We start from the raw sequence: 20,650 nt of genomic DNA on the forward strand, positions 1-20,650 counted from the left end.
AGATGCCAGTCTGATGGAATGGCTCGACACCCTGTAGAATAATGTGAAGGACGTGGCGAAATGCTCCGCAGCGTCGCAGGCCTACGCCGCGTTCCTTCGCATTACCGCTTCCTCGCGATAAGCCATCTTATGCGCAGCTCGCCATAAGACGGCCCAGGCATCCGCATAAGTATCATAGACCGCGATCTGCTCGGCGGTCAGATCATGCTTCAGGATGTCGTATTCGACCCCTGCAAAGCTGAGCGCGCGCGCCTGATAGAGCCCGAGTGCCTTGAGGTCGCGCGACACGAGTTCCATCGCTGCGATGCCCCCTGCCCTGATCTGGCTGATGAAATCTTCGCGGTTGGCAAACGCAGTGCCCGGTCCCCACAGACCGAGCCGCACGGCATAGGCAAGGTTGTTGACCTCCGAGGCCCCGGTTGCAGAGGCGTAGATAACCCGGGCATTGGGCAAATTGTTTTGCAGCAGTACGCCGGCGATGCCCTGCAAGGATCCGCTTTTCGTGCCCCGGGCGCCCTCGCCTCCCGCAACCCCGCCCATCTCGTGGCTCTCGTCGAAGGCGATGACACCGTCGAAATCCTCGCCCGCCCAGTCCAGTAGTTGCTTGAGGCGCGTGGCATCCTGACGCTGGCTCCGAAGGGTCGGGTAAGTGACGAACAGGATTCCTTCGCGAAACGGAACCGCCTGATCGATCTTCCAGTTCGAAAGCGGCTGAATGTCGGCAGCAAGGCCGCCGATGGCACTCCAGTCGCGGCGCGCGTCTTCGAGCAGACTCTCGTTCTTCGATACCCAGATGGCCTTCCGGCGTCCGGCAAGCCATCCATCAAGGATGCAGGCGGCGATCTGCCTGCCCTTCCCTGCCCCCGTGCCATCGCCGAGGAAATAGCCTTTGCGATAGGCCCGTCCTTGCTCGTCGAGTTGCAGGCCTACGCCCTCTTCAGCCGGAACGAACTGGCCAGGCAGATACTGCTGCCACGCGTTTCGGTGATTGCTGCGTCCAGCTTCTGGCTGGATTGTTCAAAAAGGTCGGTCACGGTCTGCTCCTGATGCTGAACCGCATCAGGTCATCCCCCTCCCCCCTTTGGCGAAGCTGCTTCGTTTCAGGGAGAAGATCTCAGTTAGAAGAACGCCTACTAATCGAGTGAAGTTATCCGACTGCTCGGTAGCGAACACCAATCCGCTGGATTGCGCTTTCGCGTCGTGTTCGGATCTGCTGTGCGATTACGTCAGCCGTTGCTCTGTCCGGATAGCTCGTGGTGACCGCCTTGCCCTTTGACCCAATCCGTCCCCACCGCCGCTCAATGGTTGTCCAGCCAAACAGATCGGTTTCGATCCAGAGGTCGTAAGCGCGTGCAACATTGCGTGAGGGGTCGATAGCCTGCCAATGCCACGACTGGCTGAACGGTGTTTCCATGATGGCAGCGTGGCAGAGACATGGGTGAGCGGTCCAACCGGAAATCTGAATCACAGACCCGTCAGTGATTCAGTGAAGCGATTGGAGGCTGTGACCTGGCTCAACACTTTCAAAACATCATCAAAAAAACGCCGCTGCTTGCAGCGGAAGGATTTCTGATTCTAGAGATTCAGATTCAGAGCTAAATTCTGATGTAAGTTCAATGCCCTATGACAATGTTCCTGACCCGGCGGGGGTGTTTGGCTGACCTTATGGGGGCTATCACCTGACCGAGTGGGGGCTTCCCCCTGACCTTCTGGGGCATTCCTGACCAATTGGGGGAAGTGCCAATGTCTGATCTGCAAGCTCCCATTCGAGAGGATCGCGCTGCCTGTTCTCGCAAAAACTGAGTCCTATCCTGTATCTTCTGACAAGCGTTGCCGACTCGCAGGAAATCCGCCGATTCCGCCAGTCTATTCAGCTCGTTTAATCCTGACCTTTTGGGGGCTGCGTTCAGGGTTCGATCCTGACCTGACTTGACGTAAGAGGTCAGGTCAGGCAGCAAATGCGTTCCCAAGAATCGAGCTACGATCGCAGTATGGCATGGAAGCGGATGGCAGCCCAATAGCTGAGGCCCTCGAAGAGAAGCCTGAAGAGGCAACACCGGGCCGTGCGATGCGCGTCGCTGCTGCATTGAAGGCGAAAGGCGGGGACGAGTTTGCCAAGCCGGGCAACATCATCGAGATCAAGTTCGTCAAAGGTGAGTCACTGAGCCTGACAGCATCCCGGCTCCTTGCCCTCATGATTCTGACTGCCGGTGGTGATGCGTGGGAGGACCGGCCTCACCGCATTCGCAAGGCCGATATCCGTCGCGGCCATAAAGGCAATGAGCGGATCAGCGATATGCTGCAGGAACTTCATCGCACTTTGTTTGCTGTGGATGATAAGTCGTGGAGAGGAAAGAAGGCCACCCTCCTGTTTTCCCTGATCTCACGGTCCAAAGAGGAGACGGACGAGGATGGCGGTGAGACGGGATGGATCGAATGGGAGTTCACGCCTGATGCGCGCAAGCTGATCCAGGCGTCTGAGACCTATGCGGTGCTCAATCGGCAAGCGGTCTTGGGCTTCCGCTCGAATTATGCCCTGAAGCTTTACGAGCTAGGAGCGCTTCGCCTTCATCGACGGCAGGCAACCTGGAGAGGAGATATGCAAGCGCTGCGGGCAGCGCTTGGCATTCCGCCTGACGTTTACACCGACTTTGCTCAACTTCGGCGCAAGGTGTTGGAGAAGGCAAAGTCCGAGATTGACCAGTTGGCGCACTTTCGCGTCGAGTGGCGTGAAATTCGACAAGGGCGAACGGTCACCGAGCTTGAGTTCCGATTTGAACCGAAAGGGGCGCCTGAAGTCCTCGAAACGGTAGATGAACTGGATAGGCACTCCGCGGGACGCCAAGCAAGGCGTACTGGCTCTGTCGAGACTGTGACAGCGGGGCAGGGTGCAATCGCCGCACCAGCGACCGACGCGCCTGTCACTAAGCAGCTAGAATCAACTTTCCCCTCGTCAGGTTCGATCCGCTTCGGACACGCCGATCTGCTTGAAGTCGCCAAAAAGCACGGCGGCGGATGGGATGTCGATCTTATCGCGAGCGGATTCCGCGAGCACATGGGCAATCGGTTGGAGAAGCTACGTGGCGCCAAGCTGATCGCTGCCTGGAAGGGTTTTTGCGAGGGGTGGGTAAACCGGCGGGGGCGACCCTGAGCCGCTTAAATTGCACGCGTGCAATTCTCCTTGCCCCCACCGAGTCAGGATGGCGCGCATCCATCCTAAAATCGGCCCGACAAGGCGTCTGAACTTTCGAAATTTGTGATTTTCTTGACCGAAAAGCGCAAGTGGGTGTAGCACACTCCCAATTGCGAAAGGACGGCATGTGTCTAACGGACTTCAGATCGAAGAAGCCGAGCGTTTGGTCTCGGTGGCAACGCTAGCCAGTCGAACATCCTCAGTGCTCGAAAAGCTGCGCGACTCCGCACGAAGCGCTCGGGCAGATGCGCGCCGGGAGCCTACCTTTACGATCGGGAAGGCAGCCGAGCTCGTCGGGCGGACACCGGCGGCCATTCGGGACGCCGAGAAAGATGGAAGGCTGCCCGAGCCAGTGAGGACAGATAGCAATCGGCGCGAGAGATACACTCTTGCCCAGCTTAACGATATGCGCGGCGTATTCGGCACGAGGCCGTATCGTGCTCCGACTGATCCGTGTTGCGTGGTTGCGGTTCAGAATTTCAAAGGCGGTGTCGGCAAATCGACGCTCTCCGTACATCTAGCGCAATACCTCGCGATCAAGGGCTATCGTGTTGCGTTGATCGACTGCGACAGTCAGGCGTCTGCGACGACGCTGTTCGGCTACGTGCCAGACCTCGATCTGACAGAGGACGATACCCTCTACCCGTTCCTTCGTGAGGGTGAGCGGTCATCGCTCGACTACGCCCTCCGCAAGACCCATTTCGACGGCCTTGAATTGATCCCTGCCAATCTTCGGCTGTTCAATTCCGAGTATGAATTGGCCGCCAGAATGGCGCAGGGGAACGGTGCCTTGCTCGACCGCCTCAAGGAAGGGATTGAGAGCATCTCGGACCGGTTCGATGTCATCGTCATGGATCCCCCGCCGGCGCTCGGCGCAATCTCTCTGTCCGTGTTGCGGGCTGCGAATGCGTTGGTGGTGCCGGTCCCTCCGACCGTGATGGACTTCTCGTCGACCGCTGCTTTCCTATCAATGCTTGATGAAACGATTGAGCAGCTCGCGGACCGGGGTCTTGCGCCAGAGCTGACGTTTTTGCGCTTCGTCGCTTCAAAGGTCGATGAGAACAAGTCTATGCAGAAGGAGCTTTTGCAGTTGATGCGGACCTTGTTTGGTCACGCCATGGTTCGCACGCCGCTCAAGGATTCTGCCGAGATCGACAATGCGACTGCGCGGCTAATGACCGTTTATGAACTCGACGGACCGGCCACGAGTTCGGCGGTGCGCAATCGCTGCTTGAACTATCTTGATGGCGTGAACTCTGAGATCGAAGTCGACATTCGATCGATGTGGCCAAGCCATCAGAAGCGCCTCCGCCAGGAGGCATTGGTATGAGCCGCTGGGGAAATTGCACGCGTGCAATTCTGCTGATGGGAGGCATGCATGAGTAGGAAGAACAGCGGCTTTGCCGCCGACTTGGCGGCAGGAATCGATTTGACCGAAGAGTCCGCCGCGCCGCGGCGATCGAGCATCGCTTCGAATGTGCTGACCGGGCGTTCAAACCGTTTGGCTGATCTCGCGTCTGGGGCGATTGTTTCGCGCACGCATGAGCTCGTCGACCCGGCAAGGTGTCGGATGTGGTCTGGCCACAATCGCGACTATGCGCTCCTCACCGAGGAGCGCTGCGCTGACCTGATTGAGAGCATTAAGGCACAGGGCCGACAGGAGATCCCGGCAATTGTCAGGCGCCTGTCTGGTGACGACGGATATGACTTCGAGGTCATTTGCGGTGCACGGCGGCACTGGTCGATCAGTTGGCTGCGGGCGCACAACTATCCAGACTTCAAGTTCCTCGTGGACGTCCGCGAAATCGGTGACGAGGAGGCGTTCCGGCTCGCTGATCTCGAGAACCGTGCAAGAGACGACCTCACCGATTTCGAACGGGCGAAGGACTATCTGCGAGCTTTGACGGCCTACTACGAGGGTCGGCAGAAGACGATGGCCGAACGCCTCAAGGTGTCCGAAAGCTGGCTAACACGTTATCTCGATCTGGCCCGCTTGCCCGGAGAGCTGACTATAGCCTTTGCCAATCCGCAGGAACTCGGAATTCGTAATGCGATCGCACTCAAAGCGCTCTTGAAGCCCGAGGACCGGAGGGAGAGGGCCTTCCAGGAGGCAGCCCGGCTTGCTGCCGAACGGGAGCGAACTGGCCAGTCACCTTCTGTGCTGGAAGTGATCAAGGCGCTTTCTCTTGCGGTCGATCCCCCCAAGAAGTCAGGATCCCCCAAGAAGTCAGGAAAGGCCGAGACTGTCGCCAATGCTGTGGGCCAGCCTGTGCTTCGGATTGAGGGAGCTGATCGCAAGGGGGTTCGGATCACCTTGTTGAACAAGGGTGGTGCGACGCGCCAGGAAGCCGAAGAGGCTATCCGCGGTGTACTAGATCAGCACTGGCCGGTAGCATAGCGCTATCGATCTCGCGCAAGCCCACCATGCCTGCCTCCTGCAGCGACAATACGGATTGCGAAGCGGTTCGCTTTGTCACGCCAAGGCTTCTTGCAAGTTCCGCTCTGGTGAGAGGGCCAAGGCTGACAATCATGCGCCACGCCTGCGGAGCGGTGGAGGAGGCATACAGTCGTCCGGCCAGCTGCTTGTCGGCCAAAGCGACAGCTTCTCGCATCATCCGCAAATCGGCCGCGGCTTTGTCAGCGGCCGTCTGAATCGCTGAACGGAGAAGCCCGGGCAGGGGTTCTTCGTGGAATTCGCGGAACAGGACCCGTGGCATCACGCCTGCAAGCGCCAGCGGGGCCGATCCCAAGCCAAAAAGATGAGGCCGCATGGCCGTCGCTAGTGAGGCGGCCCAGGCCGCGCCACGCGGGGCCGAGCGCGTGATCGCGAACCCGCCGACCTTGACCATTTCGCTCCCGCCTTCGAAGAAGTCGAGTTCCTCGGTTCGCAGTTCCTCAAGCCACTCAAGCAGGGTGCCGACCGGATCTCGGGTCGGCAGCAACGCATCGAGCCGCTCGAGCGCGCGATCGGCGGGCAAGTAGGCCTCGCTGAACCCTTCGGAGTGGTTTTTCGCGGCCATGGCCAGCTTGGCGGCATGGGCGAGGGGAGGGTGACCTCGCCGGCTGATCCACGACAAGAATTGACGGCGCTCCTCGGAATACCACGAGCGCATCAGCTCGTCGGCCTCAAGACCCGGATTGTGTTCAATTCCAAGATTATCAAACGGATAATCGCGCACATGCATGCGCCAGAGGCGACGGAGTGATGCCAGCGCAAGGCATTCGGACAGCTCGGGCGAGATGAAGGGGAGGGCGCCTTCGATGCGGGCAAGCGTCAGTTGCCAAGGTGCTGGGGCAGATACCATCACCACGATAGTATATAAATGGCCTGAAAAGTATACCCGGCTTGTATGGTTGATTTGCTGTCCGATAAGCGCCCTTCACGGACGACGCACTATTCAATATAAAGCAGGCGAAATTCACTGCGATGTCGCCTCGGCCCGAAGGCAAGCGGAGGGCACAGAAGCGGCATTGAAGCCTCAGGAGTGTTGCCTTGGACGATCACAGCAGAATGGCCTTGGTGCTTTCAGATGAAGCAGCGCTCGCGCCGCTGGGGAATGTGATCCCGTCGCAGCTAGCGGCTGAGATTGAAGCGGCGCGCTCGTACCGGGCGCGGTCCAAGGCGGCCAACACTGTGCGGGCCTATGATAGCGACTGGCGGCAGTTCGAAGAATGGTGCTGGGTGCGCGATCTTGAACCTATGCCGGCTATGCCGGAGGCCGTGGCCACATACCTTGCCTCGCTGGCGCAGGCGGGGAGGGCGGACAGCACCATCGGGCGGCACCTTGCCGCCATCGCCTGGCACCACAGGCAGGCAGGACAGGTTGCGCCCCAGCACCGCGATCCGCGCGATGTCATTGGCGACACACTTGCTGGAATCCGCCGCGAGCAGCGCGCGCGGCCGACGCGCAAGAAGAGCGCAATTCTGGCCGCCGATCTGGCTCGAATGATTGCAGCGGCCGAAGGCCAGGGTCCGCGAGCGATCCGCGACCGAGCGGTCATGGCACTTGGGTTGGCGGCGGCGCTGCGGCGTTCCGAATTGGTCGCGCTACAGCTGGCTGACCTCGAACTGGTGCGCGAGGGGCTCAAGCTGACGATCCGGCATTCCAAGACCGACCAGGAGGGGGCAGGGCAGGTCATCGCGGTTCCCTCGGGCAAGGTGCTCAAGCCCGGTCCGCGCCTCAACGAATGGCTGCGCGTAAGGGGAGGGGAGGCTGGTCCTTTGTTCTACCGCACCGACGCACAAGGGATGATTACCAAGGAGCCCATGTCGGATCGCTCGGTTGCCCGCCTGATCCAGCGCTACGCCGAAAAGGTTGGGCTCGATCCTGCCGCAGTCGGTGCGCACTCGCTACGCTCAGGGTTCCTGACCGAGGCAGCCAAGGCGGGGGCCTCATTGCCGAAGATGCAGGAGGTCTCGCGGCAGAAGAAGGTCGAGGTCCTGCTTGGCTATGTCCGTGATGCTGCTCTGTTCGACAACCATGCAGGCGAGAGCTTCTTGTAGCGAGAATGTTGAAATTTCGGGGAAGCATTGTACCCTCAAGGCGACCAGCGCTGGTTCGCAATGGATTCAAGTGGGGCTAAGCAACCGTTCCTTGCCGATCTTTCGAACGGCGGGTTTCGCCAGCAGCTGATATCTCGCCTTTGCTCAACCGGAAGTCGAGGCCTACAGAAGTCAGGCTATTGGCGAAGCGGCAGTGTATCGACGCGCCAGCCCAAAGATGACAATCAAAGAACCTGAGAGTGAACGCATTTCATCCTAATAGGAACCAATCACGTGCGACGGCTGCGGCGGGACGAGCCAAGTCACATATAGAAGCTGTAGCTGACCTGCGGCTTTTCATTGATGCTTACATACTTCATTATGTCCCCAATTTTCTTAGCACATTCGAGCGTGATCGGCAGGCGCCCATCCATTTGGGTGTTGTTCCAATTCATCTTGGTTAGCCCGAGGATCTCATCGCAAAGCGCCTCGAGCGACGAGTCCTGCTCGTAGACGGTGATCTTCAGCGGGCTCGGAACATATTGCCCGGGATAGGTCTTGTAGAAGTCGACGGTCCCCCTGGTATACAGGACGCCCTCCGTCTCAGAAATCGTGAGCAGCGTCCCACGCTTCGCCGGGTACTGTTTGTCGCTGAACAAACGGATGTCGGTATCGGTGATGGCGACGAAGTCCTTTGACCGGATGCCCTTCTCTTCAAGAGCGCGCAAGAAGCCCCTGCGCTCGCCCTCCCTGAAGCGGCTCGACTTATGGATCACAATTCTAGCTGGCATGTGCTCGAGGGCGCGGTCGTATTCGTCCAGCGCGTCCCGCAGTAACTCGTAGGCTTGATCTTCGCTCAGGTATGGATGGCGGTTCCGTTTGTCGATCGAAACGGGCGTCCCGCGCAGGATGATGCCATGTCCAAACTCGTCGAATACCTGGGCTAGGCTCGACGACACCGTTTCACCGTCACGACTCTTGTAGAACCCGATGCCGATGTAGCACGATCGCAGCTTGGCTGGGTCTTCGACGAGTCGCCAAGGGATCGTCCTGTTGCCCTTGTAGTAGAGCGCGGTGCAGAAGTTCCACGCTTTGGTCGCCGGATCCTGCTGATCACCCGAATGCTTCGTGATGAGGATCGTCTTCTCACGCGCCAGTTGGAGCGGAGTGCCCAGATGCATGCACTTTGCCTTCAGGATGCGCCTGAAATTGTGCTCCAGCACACTCTCGTCCTTACCGTCTCCGGAAGCGGCGGTGGTGACCGAATCGAACATCTCGTTCGGCATGACGCACACGATGACGTCGACCGACCTATTCTCCGCGAGGAACCGGATTTGCTCATAGTATAACTCGACCGCACGCTCCACGCGATCGGCCCGGGAACCGAGCTTGACGATGGCCGAGATGTCCGATTTCTTCAGTGTTCGGGTATACTGGGGCGAGTTGATAAGGCGGGTTAGGAACCCGTAGTTTTGATTCACGCCACCGAAACCGCGAAACAAGTTGAGCAGCTGCGATTCCTTCTTCCGCTCGATCCCGTCGCGGCACTTCTCAAGCCACTCGTCGAGCAGGTCGATGCCTTCGCCGCGACCGACAACTCCGATCCGCAGCTCCGTTCGTCTCAACTCGTCCCGCTTATCGTAGACGCCCATATTCTCGATCCCCGTGCGGGGGCAGATGTGGGTGCCGGTTCCAAATTCGAGCATCGGCTCGGACAGGGTTGTGAGCTTCATGCCGCTGCCTCACCGTCAGCTGAGAAGGGTACTAAATCCTCGTTGAGAAAAGCCTCGTCGTCGCCGACATCATCATCCGCATCGTCGCTGACATCGAACTCGAGAAGCGCACCAAAAGTCAGGGCGGCCTCCCAGGGGCCTTCTTCGGCCGCCGTGTTCGCAAGGAAATGAGCGATGAAGCGAACCGCATTCCGCACGCTGAGGTTGAGTTCGAGGCGCTTCTGTTTGGAGAGCAGGTCGTCGTGCCAATTCGATTTTTTAAAGCCATCGTACGTGTAGTACCAACTGGGCACGATCTGCGCGAACCAGGTGTCATCCAGCTTGGTGAAGGTCAGTTCGAATGAGAAGTGCTGGTGGTGCGCCACCTTCTCCGGATCCTTCTTCTGATACCACACCTTGTAGACGGTACGGGTCGCTGTGACCTTCCCGACCCAAACCTCCTTGCGGAACTCTTGCCCATCCTCTCCGGGCACAAAATAGAAGAAGCCGTCCTTTGGGTGGGCCCGGACATCGCGAGGCTTGAGCATCTGACGCGTCTCAGCCCACAGAAGCTGCTTCAGCACGTTCACGTTGTCGAGCTCATCCGAGTCGGCGAGATCCGATATATCGAGGCGCTCGATCGTTCCCTCGTCAACGATGCTCACCAATCCATTCGTCTCGATGTCGCTGAACGAGAAGAGCTTGTTATCGTGACAAACCCAAGCATCGGTGTGGATGTCGTTCAGCAGCAGCGCCATCTTCACGACGGACCTACGGCTCTTGGCATACCCGCGATAGTTGAGTTCGGCCTTCGCACGAGCGATCACCGCCTTGTCATCTATGGTCAACTCGGCCACGTAAACCGCCTCCGGCAGGTTGAGACGCTGAAGGTTGGTGGTGATCGCGGTTGGCGCCTCGACGGTCTGCGACCTGATACTAACAAAGGCGTCGACTTCGCCAAGGATGTGCTTGAACTCGTTCAGCACCCGCTCTTGGGCCGCGAGCCGCAACCCGGTAATCATCCGCAGGATGTCGCTTAGGTCGATGATGTGCTTGGCGCAGTTAAACGAGAAGTCCGCAGGCAGCAGGCTATTCACGGCGTTCTGGCTGTAGGATGCTTGCTTTTTGCCGAGCATAAGGATGTAGAGCTCGTCGAAGGTATTGTAATATGATCGGTCAATGAACTGACCGATCGTAAATTTCACTTTCTCCAGCGTGGTTGTCGACGTGACCTGAAACGCGACGCGGTCATGATCATCACCCAAGTCGATACCAGGGAAGTTCCTCTGTTTTCGGTTGAGGTTGATGAGATGGGGAAGGTTGAAAACGGATTTGAGAATCGGGATGAACGCATCCTCAAGTGCAAGGTTGATGTCCGTCCGTCCTTGAGCCGTGGCTAGCTCGACCTGGACGATTATACGGCTCACAATATCGCGGAGCTCATTCTCAAGCTTCAGCTGCCGCACCTCAGCACACCTCCCGAACAGACAGGCTAGCAAGTTAGGAACGCACCGGGAACATTGCAAGGGAGAAGGACCGTTGTCGTCTCAATTATGCGTCGGCGTCGGCACGTGTTGAATGACTAAAATCGAGGCGCGTTGCTGTCTGTCAGCGAAGAATCGTGTGAACGACAGGTTCCGACAGAAGCTGCCTTTGAAGGACGGGTCCGCGAACTACCGGCTTTGGATCGAGAGCCGACACTCATCCTAATGTTTATTCAACGGGTATCGCTCTGAACTTCCGCCCAGTCTTGGCATTGGCTTGGCGGCGCATCCCGTGAAGTCTGTCTCTTCAACGTTTTGTGGACTTCGGCTGCCGCCATTGCAGCACATCGGCCAGGACCATCGTTGTCCTCGGCGATGTAAAGTGTGCCAACATGCTCTGGAACCTCGATCAGTGCGAGGCGCTCATTCCCCAGAGCTGCCCAGCACGGGATTCCTCTGATCAGAGTATAGCTTGCCGCGTCCTCCATGCCCTCAGCAATGGCGAGCACGTTGCCTTCGAACTGTGGAGCCCAAGCACCCTGTCCGGGTTTGCCGAGCATGAATTTGCCATCATGCCATGTTCCGTCGTCCGTCAGCCTGATCCGCTGGATAGCCGTCAATTTGTGCCCAGTTCTGACAGCGACCAGTAACGCGGGCCGGAAGGTGGTTTTGGGCTTGCGGCCGAATGGGCACCGGGGATGAAAGCGTAAGTCGGGGAGATCGACTGGCAGTCGACGCGATCGAAGGTAGACTTCGCCGAGCGTCCCCCGGATTTCTGTGCCCTGATCCCAGATCCTTCTGACATTGGGCGCAGTTCCTTCTGGCCGGTAGCTCGGCGAAGGAGAGTTCAGGATTGGCTTGATCCTACCGATTTCACGCAGGACATCCTCGCTGCGGCATCCCGCAAAACAATGAACCAGAATACCCCGCTCGCCCTGCCGGACAGAAAGGGAAGGGGTTCTGTCTGCGTGCGCGGGGCAGACGCACATCGCGTAGGAACCGTGCCAACGGCCCTTCAGTGCAGCAACGATGTCGATGGTCTCCTGGCTGGGTTTGAGCGCAATCAGCATAAACTCGATCCTCTCAGCTCAGCCTCACCATCTTTCCCCTCTGGATCGGCCCGACCTTTTCCGGCATGGCTCGCGACGGCCCACGCCTCTTTCGTCTGTGCGATGCCAGATTGAGGGCGATTGCCATGCGCCGCCTGTTCATTTAGTAATGAGGGGCGATATCCGAACCACGCCGAAAGGTGTGGTCATGAAAAATCTTCTATTTTTGCTGATCGCTTTGACGCCGACGCCATCGTCGGCGCGCGAAGCAATTCTCGACGTGTTTTCGCCAGAGGCAAAACCGGATTTCGCTGTGCTCGCCCCACAGTTGCGCGCGGCAGCCGATCTTGAGCAATCAGTGGAACCGCCTCCGGCTCCAGTGGATGCGTTTTCACCAGAGTTGAACGGCGACTTTGAGTTGATCCCTCACAGCTTCACGATCAATCCCTATGCCGCGCGTCCCGCTGTTCCTTCGTGGATGCGGGCAGGTGCATCATTCATGGGCCCTGCTTCTTCACCTTTCCGCCCTGTGCAGGATGACACACTCTGCCAGTCCCGCAGCTTCTTCCCGCGATATGGTATCAGCAGGGATGCCCAGGCTCGCCGGACAGCCTATTTCAACCTGATCGTCGACGTTGCTTGCGATGCCGGCGTGCCTGTTGTTTTGTTTGATGCCTTGCTGGCGCAGGAAAGCAGATACCGCCCCTTCGCCCGAAGCAGCGCCGGTGCGATGGGCATGGCTCAGCTGATGCCCGGCACGGCCCAATATCTGCGTGTCAGCGACCCTTGGGATGTTCGGCAAAATCTTGTCGGCGGTGCGCGGTATCTACGCGAGCAGCTGGATCGCTTCGGGACATGGGAGCTTGCACTGGCTGCCTACAATGCAGGCCCGGGACGCGTGGACCAGTTTGGCGGCATCCCGCCGTTTCGTGAGACCCGCAACTATGTGCGTACGATCATGGGCTCAATTGGCATTCCGAATTCGACCGGCGGCGTGTCGCTGACTTCGGCAGCAATTCCCGCGCCCAATCCGTTTCGCAGGGTACTGCTTGCCTCATTCGATGGACGATCAGACGTCCCAGAACACTGAGAAACCGACGTGCCAAGCATAGTACACGCTGATTGCCAGGATAACGGGCGCGCCCTTGAGGTAGTTGAGCTGCCAGCGCAGCCAGAGCTTCGGGATGACCAGAGCTTTCTGGAGCCCCGTTTGGTGCGTGGGTCGCCACCTGCCACTCCGCCAGTCGTCAGCCGTGACGACAACTGAGAGCACTGCGCAGATCAGCGCCATCATTCCCACGCCGATGTAGAGCGATGTCCAAGCGATAAGGGCTTCCTGCTTCATGAGTCGGACCTAGTGCATCGATGATCGAACAGAGATACGCATATTCGAAGCCCTTGTATCCCCCTGACCGAATACTGCCTTTCTGCGGCCGAGCAGCGTATGGCCGAGATTGAGCTCTCCTCTGCGGGCGCGCCGCACAAGCGCCTGCATGTATGCATCGGGGTTCTTGCGGATTTGTCCGCTAGCCAGGTGATGCCCGGTGATTAGCGCGCACAGGAGTGCGATCTCTGTGCCCAGTATGGCGCTTGCCCGAGCGGCCGTACCCTGACCTAACTGGCAGACGCGAGCGACCGCGTGAAGCTCGGTCAGGCCGGGCCGTCTCCCAATTTCGACCATGCCGTCGATAAAGGGGAAGAGGGCAGGGGCTTCGGCCCAAACGAAACCCGATCGCTGGATGCCGTAGACATCATTCGCGTCGGTTGAGACCAGCGCACTCTGGCAAGCATCGGCTGTTTCATGCTTCGCCCTGTCGGCATCAGACGTGGTTCGAAGTTCATCAGGTTCCTGGCGGCAAGCGCCCTCTGCCAAGCCGTATACGGATTCAAGAGCTTCTTCAGGGCTGTATTGATGATGGTCATCCCGGGGCACCGTAGTGTCCCCGGAAGGTGTCAGCGACGCAATCTCGCCGAGCGATATGCGCTCTAGGCTCCTTGCGCTCCTCCTGGGCTTTGCGTCCCTGTTTATGGCGGCAACCGTGCTGGCCCCTCCGGTTCTGGCTCAGGGTCTTCCGAGCGGGCCTGGCCGGTGCTCAGGCAGTTTCGTCAATCCGGTGACCGATGTGTGCTGGGGCTGCATGTTCCCCTTGTCGCTGGGGTCGCTCAAGATTTGGCCATCATCGCGTACTGACACCGACAATCCGGATCTTCCGATCTGCGCCTGCGGCACGCCGGTGCCGCGCATCGGCCTTGCAATCGGGTTCTGGGAGCCGGTCCGGCTGATTGATGTCTCGACCAAGCCGTGGTGCTTTCCGAACCTTGGCGGCATCAAGCTCGACCCCGGTTTTTCGATCGGTAACGGTTATGCCTCGGATGGCGCGCAGCTAGGGGGCCAGTCCCAGCGCACCGCCAAATACCACGTGCACTATTACATCTACCCGCTTCTCTACTGGCTCGAGGTGGTGACCGATTTCCTCTGTCTCGAGGCGAGCTCGTTCGACGTTGCCTATATGAGCGAGATCGATCCGCTTTGGCAGGACGACGAGCTGGCATCTCTGCTCAATCCCGAGGCCGCCCTTTTCACCTCAGTCATCGCGCAGGCCGCCTGCTCGGCCGATTGCATCTCGGCCAGCGCAAGATTGCCAATGGACGAGCTGTTCTGGTGCTCTGGTTGCCAAGGTTCGATGTATCCGATGAACGGCAATGTTGGTGCCAATATCGGCATCAAGCAGTCAGCGCGGCTCGCGGCCGAGCGCATGGTCTACAAGCTCCACCGTCAGGGTCTCGCCTGGGGCACCAGCGGATCGAAAGCGCTGTGTTCCAAGTACATCATGCCGATCCTCAAGAAGAGCCAGTACCGGATGCAGCAGGTAAATCCGACGCCCATGGTGAGTGGCCGCGAAGCCTGTTCTCCGATTGGAGCGACCACGATCTTGCCCAAATCTGGGCAGGTCTATCCCGTCAAAGGCGAGGATGTCGGCTTCCTCCTCTGGCGCAAACGCAATTGCTGCATGTTGTGAGGTCGCGCCAATGAACCGCAGAGGACTCTTCCCCGCTCTCGCCGCCAGCCTGCTGCTTGGTGTTACAGCCGTCGTTGCCCAGGATTTGACGGACTTCGACCCGAAAGCGATCGAGGCGCGGGCCGATACATTCAAGGCCGACGCCCAGGCGCTCTTCGACTATGCTACCGCTAACGCGCAAACCCAAGGCGAAGAGGCGCAGACGGTTGTCGCGCAAGGCTATGAGGCAGTTGAAGGCCTCGATGTGTCGCAGATCGCCGGCAAGGATGGCCCGGTCGACTTCGACGAAATGGTGGCTGGCGCCAGGGCCGGCATGGCCCGCCCCAAGGGTGCGCCGCTGTTCGTGGCATTCGCCAGCCTGTCGATGCCAGAAGAGGCGCTCGCACAGATGATCGCCGACACGACCAGAGCAGGCGGCGTTGTCGTTTTCCGCGGCTTCTCCACCGGTAATCCGCAGACCTTCATCAGCGGTATCCGCAAGGTTACAGACCAGTCTGGCGCAAGCAACGTGGCAATCGATCCCCGGCTGTTTCGATCCTTCGGCGTCGACCGGGTGCCTACCTATGTGGCTCTAGCGACCGATTTCGAGCCCTGCGATCAGCTCGATTGTGTGACCGCGCCGCCGCCGCATGATCGCATCTCAGGCAATACCAGTGTGGCTTATGTGCTCGAGACCTTCGCCGGGGCCAACGGTCCGGGCGCGCCGGTTGCCCGTCTCGCCCTTGCCAATCTGAGGGGGAAGAGGTGAATGGCCTGCGCATCCTTGCGGTCTCCCTTGCGCTTGCGGCTTGCGGTCATCTTGCTCACGCTCAGATGGCGGCCAGTGATGCTAGGGTAGAAGGCGAAGCAATCGCAAAGGGTGTCCGTGACACCACGTCTTCGGACATCCTTGGCAATGGTTCGGCGGCAAACGTGCCCGGCTTCCAGGGTACGGATATTCCAGCGCGTGATTATGTCGACGATCCTGTCGGATTGACAGCGGCGGGTGAAGCGCAGCGGTATCAGAATGAGTACCGTGTGATCGTCGATCCCTACAGGACCCGTTTCGATCCGGGGACTGTCGACCTGTCTGCCGGTCGCCTGATTGAAGCTGACCCCGACGCCTATCTCGGCGCTGGTGGTGGGCCTGGAGGAGCAGCGGGAGCCTGCAACCCCTTACCTCCGGGAGGCACTGGCACCACGACTTATCTTGAAAGCTGCAACGCCGGCTCGCAGCCCTTTGCGGAGGCGCGCAACTGCAATGCGCCGCTGCAGATCCAGACCGAGGGACGACGCACCTGGGAGTACGTCTGCGAAACCGAAGCGTTTGCTGATCGCAATGAGATGTGTCCGATGCTTGCGCAAGCACCGGACTCCAGCTCTTGCACTCTCGAGCGCACCGTTCGGGTAGGGCAAAGGTGCCTGCAGTGGGTGGAAGAGGAATTTGGTCGCAGGTGGTGTGCTGAGCCGGGTGAGCCGTTCTTCCGCCAGTTCTGGCAATGCCCCTCTCGGCTAAGCGGCGTACCCGGCGGGATTGAACGCAATACCTCGCGGATCGTCGGCGAGACCATTGACGAGGCCGCCTGCCAGAGCGCCACGAATGGTGCCACCTGCACGCTAGCGAGCGAGGTCTGCACTGCGCCTGGAGAGACGCGGGTCAGGGCCAGTCGGCAGGCTATTACTCGGGTGGCAACATCTGGACCCGTTTTCCGCAAAAGAACGTGAACCCGGTCAATCTGCAGCTGCCGGGGGTCAAAGCTGGATGCGGGGGCATCGACGTCTTCTCCGGCAGCTTCTCCTTCATCAACACCGACGAAATAGTGGCCATGCTGAAAGCGACTGCCAACAACGCGCTGGGCTTTGCCTTCCAGCTCGCAATCAAGTCAATCAGCCCGCAGATCGCCTCGACCATCGAGGAAATGGCACAGAAGGTTCAGCAGATGAACCAATTCAACATGAACAGCTGCGAAGTGGCGCAGAACCTCGTCGGCGGCTTGTGGGGCAAGTCCGATCGGATGTCCTCGGAGATTTGCAAGTCGGTCGGCAACAGCCAGGGGTTGTTCTCCGATTGGGCCAAGAGCCGCCATGAATGCGGGACAGGGGGGCAGCGTGCCTCGACGATCGCGGCCAACAGCGATCCCGACATTCCTGCACAGAGTTACAACTTCACGTGGGAGATGCTCAAGCAAAGCTACCCCAGTTTCTCGACCGAGTTTCGTGAGTACCTCATGACCTTCGTCGGAACGGTGATCTTCTACCAGGATGGCGATGCCAGTGGCAAACGCGGGTTCCAGTTCGTGGGGCAGGGCGACCGCGCCCTTCTGACCGCGCTTCTGGACGGTACCAGCTCGGTCACGATGCTGAATTGCGATACCAACGACAAGTGCCTCAACCCGACCACGCAGGCCATGTCGATTTCGGCGTCACAGGCGTTGAAACCCAGGGTCCGGGCGATGATCGAGAGCATGAACGCGAAGGTTCGCAGCAATGCCGCGCTCACCAGTGACGAAATCGGCTTGCTCGGGGCGACCACCATTCCACTCTACAAGATCATGACGGTCAACGCTGCCGCAACCCTCGGGGGCATGACCAGCAACGACATGAATGACCTCGCCGAAATCGTGGCGATGGATCTGCTCGATGCGCTTGCGCAGCAATATTATGGCTATGCCTCGCGCGGGGTAGGGACCTTCCAGAATGCCAATGAGGAAGCTCTTTCGCAGTGGCGCGATCAGATCAATTCGGTCCGACAGGTGCTCGACACATACTCGCAAGGCATGAAGCTGCGCCTCGACCGGACCCAGCATGTCGTTCAGCGCGCGGTGTTCCTCGAGGGCACGCTCAGGAACAATCTGTCGCCGCAGATGTCGGCCGCGCTGTCATTCAGCACGTCGCTTTCGCGCCAGGGCATCCAGTAGGGACCGCGTGCCATGATGGAGATATTCACGATCGGCGGGGGCGAATACATCGTCAATGTCTTCAACGCGGTATCCGCTTGGACAGGGGGAGGGGGCTTTCGCTCGCTGCTGCGCGTCGTGATGGTCATGGGCTTGATTTACACGCTGCTAGTGGTGGCGTTCAGCCTCAACTGGCGTGCCTGGTTCAACTGGTTTCTGGGGGCCACGCTCATGTACGGTGCCCTCATCGTACCCACGATGACGGTGAGGGTTACCGACCGCCTCAATCCATCCCTGGCACCCGCTACGGTCGCAAACGTCCCTCTGGGACTGGCAATGATAGCCTCGGTCAGTTCGACTGCTGGTGATTGGCTCACGCGCACGGCTGAGACGGTTTTCGTGATGCCAGGTTCGCTCCAAATGTCGAGCAACGGCATGATCTACGGCGCGCGCCTGTGGGACCGCACCCAGGACTTCCGGATCCGCGATCCCCGCATCAGCGCCAATCTTGAAGAGTACATGAAGCAGTGCCTCTTCTACGACATTCTGCTCGGCTTCAAATCTTTCGATACGATCGCGAACTCCAACGATATCCTGACGGAGATGGGGCCGGGATCGCCCGCGCGAGGGATGAAGTTCGTGCCCGAAAGCGGCCCTCCTACCATCGTCACGTGTCAGGCCGGTTATACGGCGATCGCCACCGGCGTTACGACCTATTCCGACACGGCACTGGAGGAAGAAGGTCGCAAGATTTTCCCGGGGTTAACCCCAGCGCTCGCGCGCTCGAAGCTGATTGCGGACCTTCCGATTGTCGCCAACCATTTCCATGGCAGTTCGCAGTCCGCGCAGCAGATTTTCCAACAGCGCTCGCTCGTCAACGCTTTCCTTCAGGCGCGCGCCAACCTTGGTGCGGCCGATGGTGACACCTTCGCGGTCCTGCGTGCCGAGGAGCAGGCGCGCAATACCTATACGTCGATAGCGGAGCAGGCCATGACATGGGTCCCGCTCCTCAACATCGTGCTGACGGTCGTCTTCTATGCGATGTTCCCGGTGATCTTCCCGCTCTTTCTCATCCCGCGCAGTGGGACGCCTGCGCTGAAGGGATACTTTACCGGCTTCTTCTACCTTGCCGCCTGGGGACCGCTCTACGTGGTCCTGCACATGTTCATCATGGACCGGACGGCTGATGCGATGAACGCGACCTCGCCGGGCGGGGTGACGATGGCCGGGATGGCAGGAATCGATGCCGTCAACACGGATACGGCAACGATTGCTGGCTTCCTGATGATGTCGATTCCGTTTCTGGCTGCAGGCATGGCCAAAGGCGCGATGGCGGTGTCGTCTCAGGCAACTTCGATGTTGGCACCTGCCCAGTCTGCGGCCGAGGCCGCAGCGGTGGAGCGCACGACCGGAAACTACGCTTACGGCAACGAGAGCTACATGAACCTCTCGAGCTCCAACCGGCAGTCTGACCAGTGGAATACGGCGCCGTCGTTCTCCGGGGGCGCGCCGATCATGTCGAGCGTAGGTGCGAATGCCGCGATAACCCGAACAACATCAGATGGGTCGACGATTTACGATACCTCACCTGCGATGAGCCGCCTCGCGTTTGCATCTTCTGTCAGCCAATTCGCGAATGCTGAGCGTCAGCAGACGCTGTCCGAGCTGGAGACTGCGCGCAATACGCTGAGCGAAGAGCGCTCCCGCGCGCTATCGTTGGCTGATCGAACTTCGAGCCGGCAAACAACCGGCACCCGCAATTCCAGCGGCTCCGAGAGTTCTGCAGGGTTCCGGTCGGGCGAGAACCTTCAGCGGTTTGACAACCAGTCGCTTGATGCACGCGACACGGTCTCGGAGAGCGATCGTGTGAGTTCCTCGCAGGGAGCCCAGCAAAGCAATACGGATCGTCTCGAAACAACCAAGGGTGGCTCGCTGAGCGTTGGTGGTTCAGCGGGCCGCGGCGGTAATCGCGCTGCAAATGGCGAGGGCGGAAGCGGGGCGAATGGTGCCATTGGCGGCAACGTTCAAGCGGGAATTAGTGGCGGCCGTTCGCGGCTAGATTCGGTCACCCGAGGAACTGAAGCCAACCAGAGCCAAGGCTTCGACTCATCGACATCTGAAAATCGTTCAAATGGATCCAACGCAACGCAGGACAGCGGCAGCTATTCGCAGAGCGGCAGCTTCAGCCGGAGCGAAGGGTACTCGGAAAAGGCCTTTTCCCGTGAACAGGCTCTTGAGGACGTTCGGCGGATTGATAAGCGCATTGCGGCGATCGACGAGGTCTCGAAATCCCTCAGCAGCAACACCTCAAGTAGGGATGGCTATGGGTCCAATCTCTCCTTTGACCTCAGCCAGATTATCGCAAGCCGGTACCAGGAAAAGGCTGGTGAACTGGGTCTGACGGCACCGAGTCTGGCCCGTACTGATCTTAGCCCCCAGGAGCAGGCGACTGCTGAAGTGGTCGCTCGGGCGATAATCTCCGACTATTACGATCAGCGGGTGGCGCCGTTCAGCGATCTGATACCAGAATCTGGTTCGCTTGTGGGCAATGTCTCAGGTCCGGGCTCATTTACCGAAGCAGACTTACGCGGACAGGGTCCCCGTCGTTCAGCCGGGTCACCGCGCAATCTTGTCGAGGGGGCGTCAGACAGCGCGATCGGCAATCGAATTGAGGAAGGCGGTCAGTCTCTCGGACAGCGTTATGAGACCAATGTCACGCGATCCGGCCAGCGCCGTCAGGATTTTCAGCAGGATCGCAAAGGCGAGGACGGTGCCGACGATCGCTTCAATGAGCGCTTCTATGATCGTGATCAGCGGTGACCTTTTAAACCCA

The 20,650-nt window shown here is 59.3% G+C and carries 17 protein-coding genes and 1 pseudogene; 10 read left to right on the plus strand and 8 right to left on the minus strand.

What is annotated here, in order from left to right; translation table 11 throughout:
- Nucleotides 1-81: 81 nt before the first annotated feature.
- Together GR702_RS19880 and GR702_RS19885 are read right to left on the minus strand one after the other, a co-directional pair.
- Nucleotides 82-981: pseudogene (locus GR702_RS19880) on the minus strand (strawberry notch family protein); the annotation flags it as partial.
- A 166-nt stretch (nt 982-1,147) separates the two neighbouring features.
- The gene (locus GR702_RS19885; RefSeq protein WP_160987324.1) at nt 1,148-1,414 is read right to left on the minus strand and encodes a WGR domain-containing protein; all 267 of its coding nucleotides are present in this window, start codon (nt 1,412-1,414) and stop codon (nt 1,148-1,150) included.
- Between the two features lie 654 nt (nt 1,415-2,068).
- Here GR702_RS19885 and GR702_RS19890 point away from each other — a divergent pair.
- The 3 genes from GR702_RS19890 to GR702_RS19900 all read left to right on the plus strand — a co-directional run bounded on the left by GR702_RS19890 (nt 2,069) and on the right by GR702_RS19900 (nt 5,591).
- Nucleotides 2,069-3,151: a replication initiation protein gene (locus tag GR702_RS19890; protein ID WP_067490590.1), complete on the plus strand. Its 1,083-nt coding sequence runs from the start codon at nt 2,069-2,071 to the stop codon at nt 3,149-3,151.
- A 169-nt stretch (nt 3,152-3,320) separates the two neighbouring features.
- Nucleotides 3,321-4,523, plus strand: coding sequence for an AAA family ATPase (locus GR702_RS19895; RefSeq protein WP_160987325.1), 1,203 nt, complete (start codon nt 3,321-3,323; stop codon nt 4,521-4,523).
- A 48-nt stretch (nt 4,524-4,571) separates the two neighbouring features.
- Nucleotides 4,572-5,591: a ParB/RepB/Spo0J family partition protein gene (locus tag GR702_RS19900; protein WP_160987326.1), complete on the plus strand. Its 1,020-nt coding sequence runs from the start codon at nt 4,572-4,574 to the stop codon at nt 5,589-5,591.
- On the opposite strand, the gene GR702_RS19905 is transcribed toward GR702_RS19900, so the two are convergent.
- Nucleotides 5,551-6,498: a hypothetical protein gene (locus GR702_RS19905; protein WP_160987337.1), complete on the minus strand. Its 948-nt coding sequence runs from the start codon at nt 6,496-6,498 to the stop codon at nt 5,551-5,553. The two genes, GR702_RS19900 and GR702_RS19905, sit on opposite strands and share 41 nt — an antisense overlap.
- A gap of 188 nt (nt 6,499-6,686) precedes the next feature.
- On the opposite strand from GR702_RS19905, the gene GR702_RS19910 reads away from it, so the two are divergent.
- Complete coding sequence (locus GR702_RS19910; RefSeq protein ID WP_237449830.1) at nt 6,687-7,697, plus strand: site-specific integrase; 1,011 nt, start codon at nt 6,687-6,689, stop codon at nt 7,695-7,697.
- 302 nt (nt 7,698-7,999) lie between these two features.
- Here the strand turns inward: GR702_RS19910 and GR702_RS19915 are convergent, their stop codons facing one another.
- The 3 genes from GR702_RS19915 to GR702_RS19925 all read right to left on the minus strand — a co-directional run bounded on the left by GR702_RS19915 (nt 8,000) and on the right by GR702_RS19925 (nt 11,942).
- Complete coding sequence (locus GR702_RS19915) at nt 8,000-9,409, minus strand: argonaute/piwi family protein (protein ID WP_160987327.1); 1,410 nt, start codon at nt 9,407-9,409, stop codon at nt 8,000-8,002.
- Nucleotides 9,406-10,854: an SMEK domain-containing protein gene (locus GR702_RS19920; protein ID WP_160987328.1), complete on the minus strand. Its 1,449-nt coding sequence runs from the start codon at nt 10,852-10,854 to the stop codon at nt 9,406-9,408. Before GR702_RS19920 ends, GR702_RS19915 begins: the two co-directional genes overlap by 4 nt.
- A 251-nt stretch (nt 10,855-11,105) precedes the next feature.
- Entirely contained in the window at nt 11,106-11,942 is an 837-nt protein-coding gene (locus tag GR702_RS19925; protein ID WP_160987329.1) for a DUF7146 domain-containing protein, read from the minus strand.
- Nucleotides 11,943-12,129: 187 nt separating this feature from the next.
- Here GR702_RS19925 and GR702_RS19930 point away from each other — a divergent pair, with 187 nt between their 5' ends.
- Nucleotides 12,130-13,011: a lytic transglycosylase domain-containing protein gene (locus tag GR702_RS19930; protein WP_237449831.1), complete on the plus strand. Its 882-nt coding sequence runs from the start codon at nt 12,130-12,132 to the stop codon at nt 13,009-13,011.
- Here GR702_RS19930 and GR702_RS19935 read toward each other — a convergent pair.
- Both GR702_RS19935 and GR702_RS19940 read right to left on the minus strand, forming a co-directional pair.
- Entirely contained in the window at nt 12,991-13,266 is a 276-nt protein-coding gene (locus tag GR702_RS19935) for a hypothetical protein (RefSeq protein ID WP_039330618.1), read from the minus strand. The two genes, GR702_RS19930 and GR702_RS19935, sit on opposite strands and share 21 nt — an antisense overlap.
- Nucleotides 13,267-13,275: 9 nt before the next feature.
- Nucleotides 13,276-13,854 carry a hypothetical protein gene (locus GR702_RS19940; RefSeq protein WP_160987330.1) on the minus strand — a complete coding sequence of 193 codons (579 nt, stop codon included), beginning with the start codon at nt 13,852-13,854 and terminating at the stop codon, nt 13,276-13,278.
- A 94-nt stretch (nt 13,855-13,948) separates the two neighbouring features.
- Here GR702_RS19940 and traU point away from each other — a divergent pair, with 94 nt between their 5' ends.
- The 5 genes from traU (at nt 13,949) to GR702_RS19960 (ending at nt 20,637) form a co-directional block, all read left to right on the plus strand.
- Nucleotides 13,949-14,941, plus strand: coding sequence for a conjugal transfer pilus assembly protein TraU (gene traU, locus GR702_RS19945; RefSeq protein ID WP_082660520.1), 993 nt, complete (start codon nt 13,949-13,951; stop codon nt 14,939-14,941).
- An 85-nt stretch (nt 14,942-15,026) separates the two neighbouring features.
- Nucleotides 15,027-15,689, plus strand: coding sequence for a type-F conjugative transfer system pilin assembly protein TrbC (gene trbC / locus GR702_RS19950; protein WP_237449832.1), 663 nt, complete (start codon nt 15,027-15,029; stop codon nt 15,687-15,689).
- A complete protein-coding gene (locus GR702_RS22455; RefSeq protein ID WP_237449833.1) occupies nt 15,686-16,645 on the plus strand; it encodes a hypothetical protein in 960 nt (319 codons plus the stop codon). The genes trbC and GR702_RS22455 overlap by 4 nt, the downstream gene beginning before the upstream one ends.
- A complete protein-coding gene (locus GR702_RS19955; protein WP_337192653.1) occupies nt 16,615-17,838 on the plus strand; it encodes a conjugal transfer protein TraH in 1,224 nt (407 codons plus the stop codon). The genes GR702_RS22455 and GR702_RS19955 overlap by 31 nt, the downstream gene beginning before the upstream one ends.
- Nucleotides 17,839-17,850: 12 nt before the next feature.
- The gene (locus GR702_RS19960; protein WP_058803349.1) at nt 17,851-20,637 is read left to right on the plus strand and encodes a conjugal transfer protein TraG N-terminal domain-containing protein; all 2,787 of its coding nucleotides are present in this window, start codon (nt 17,851-17,853) and stop codon (nt 20,635-20,637) included.
- Nucleotides 20,638-20,650: the final 13 nt, after the last annotated feature.

The organism is Novosphingobium silvae (genome assembly GCF_009856825.1).
Lineage (GTDB): Bacteria > Pseudomonadota > Alphaproteobacteria > Sphingomonadales > Sphingomonadaceae > Novosphingobium > Novosphingobium silvae.

Coding starts and splice junctions, on each gene's coding strand:
- GR702_RS19885 (WP_160987324.1), bottom strand. CDS start 1,414: ATGGAAACACCGTTCAGCCAGTCGTGGCATTGGCAGGCTATCGACCCC.
- GR702_RS19890 (WP_067490590.1), top strand. CDS start 2,069: ATGCGCGTCGCTGCTGCATTGAAGGCGAAAGGCGGGGACGAGTTTGCC.
- GR702_RS19900 (WP_160987326.1), top strand. CDS start 4,572: ATGAGTAGGAAGAACAGCGGCTTTGCCGCCGACTTGGCGGCAGGAATC.
- GR702_RS19905 (WP_160987337.1), bottom strand. CDS start 6,498: ATGGTATCTGCCCCAGCACCTTGGCAACTGACGCTTGCCCGCATCGAA.
- GR702_RS19915 (WP_160987327.1), bottom strand. CDS start 9,409: ATGAAGCTCACAACCCTGTCCGAGCCGATGCTCGAATTTGGAACCGGC.
- GR702_RS19925 (WP_160987329.1), bottom strand. CDS start 11,942: ATGCTGATTGCGCTCAAACCCAGCCAGGAGACCATCGACATCGTTGCT.
- GR702_RS19930 (WP_237449831.1), top strand. CDS start 12,130: ATGAAAAATCTTCTATTTTTGCTGATCGCTTTGACGCCGACGCCATCG.
- GR702_RS19935 (WP_039330618.1), bottom strand. CDS start 13,266: ATGAAGCAGGAAGCCCTTATCGCTTGGACATCGCTCTACATCGGCGTG.
- traU (WP_082660520.1), top strand. CDS start 13,949: ATGGCGGCAACCGTGCTGGCCCCTCCGGTTCTGGCTCAGGGTCTTCCG.
- GR702_RS19960 (WP_058803349.1), top strand. CDS start 17,851: ATGATGGAGATATTCACGATCGGCGGGGGCGAATACATCGTCAATGTC.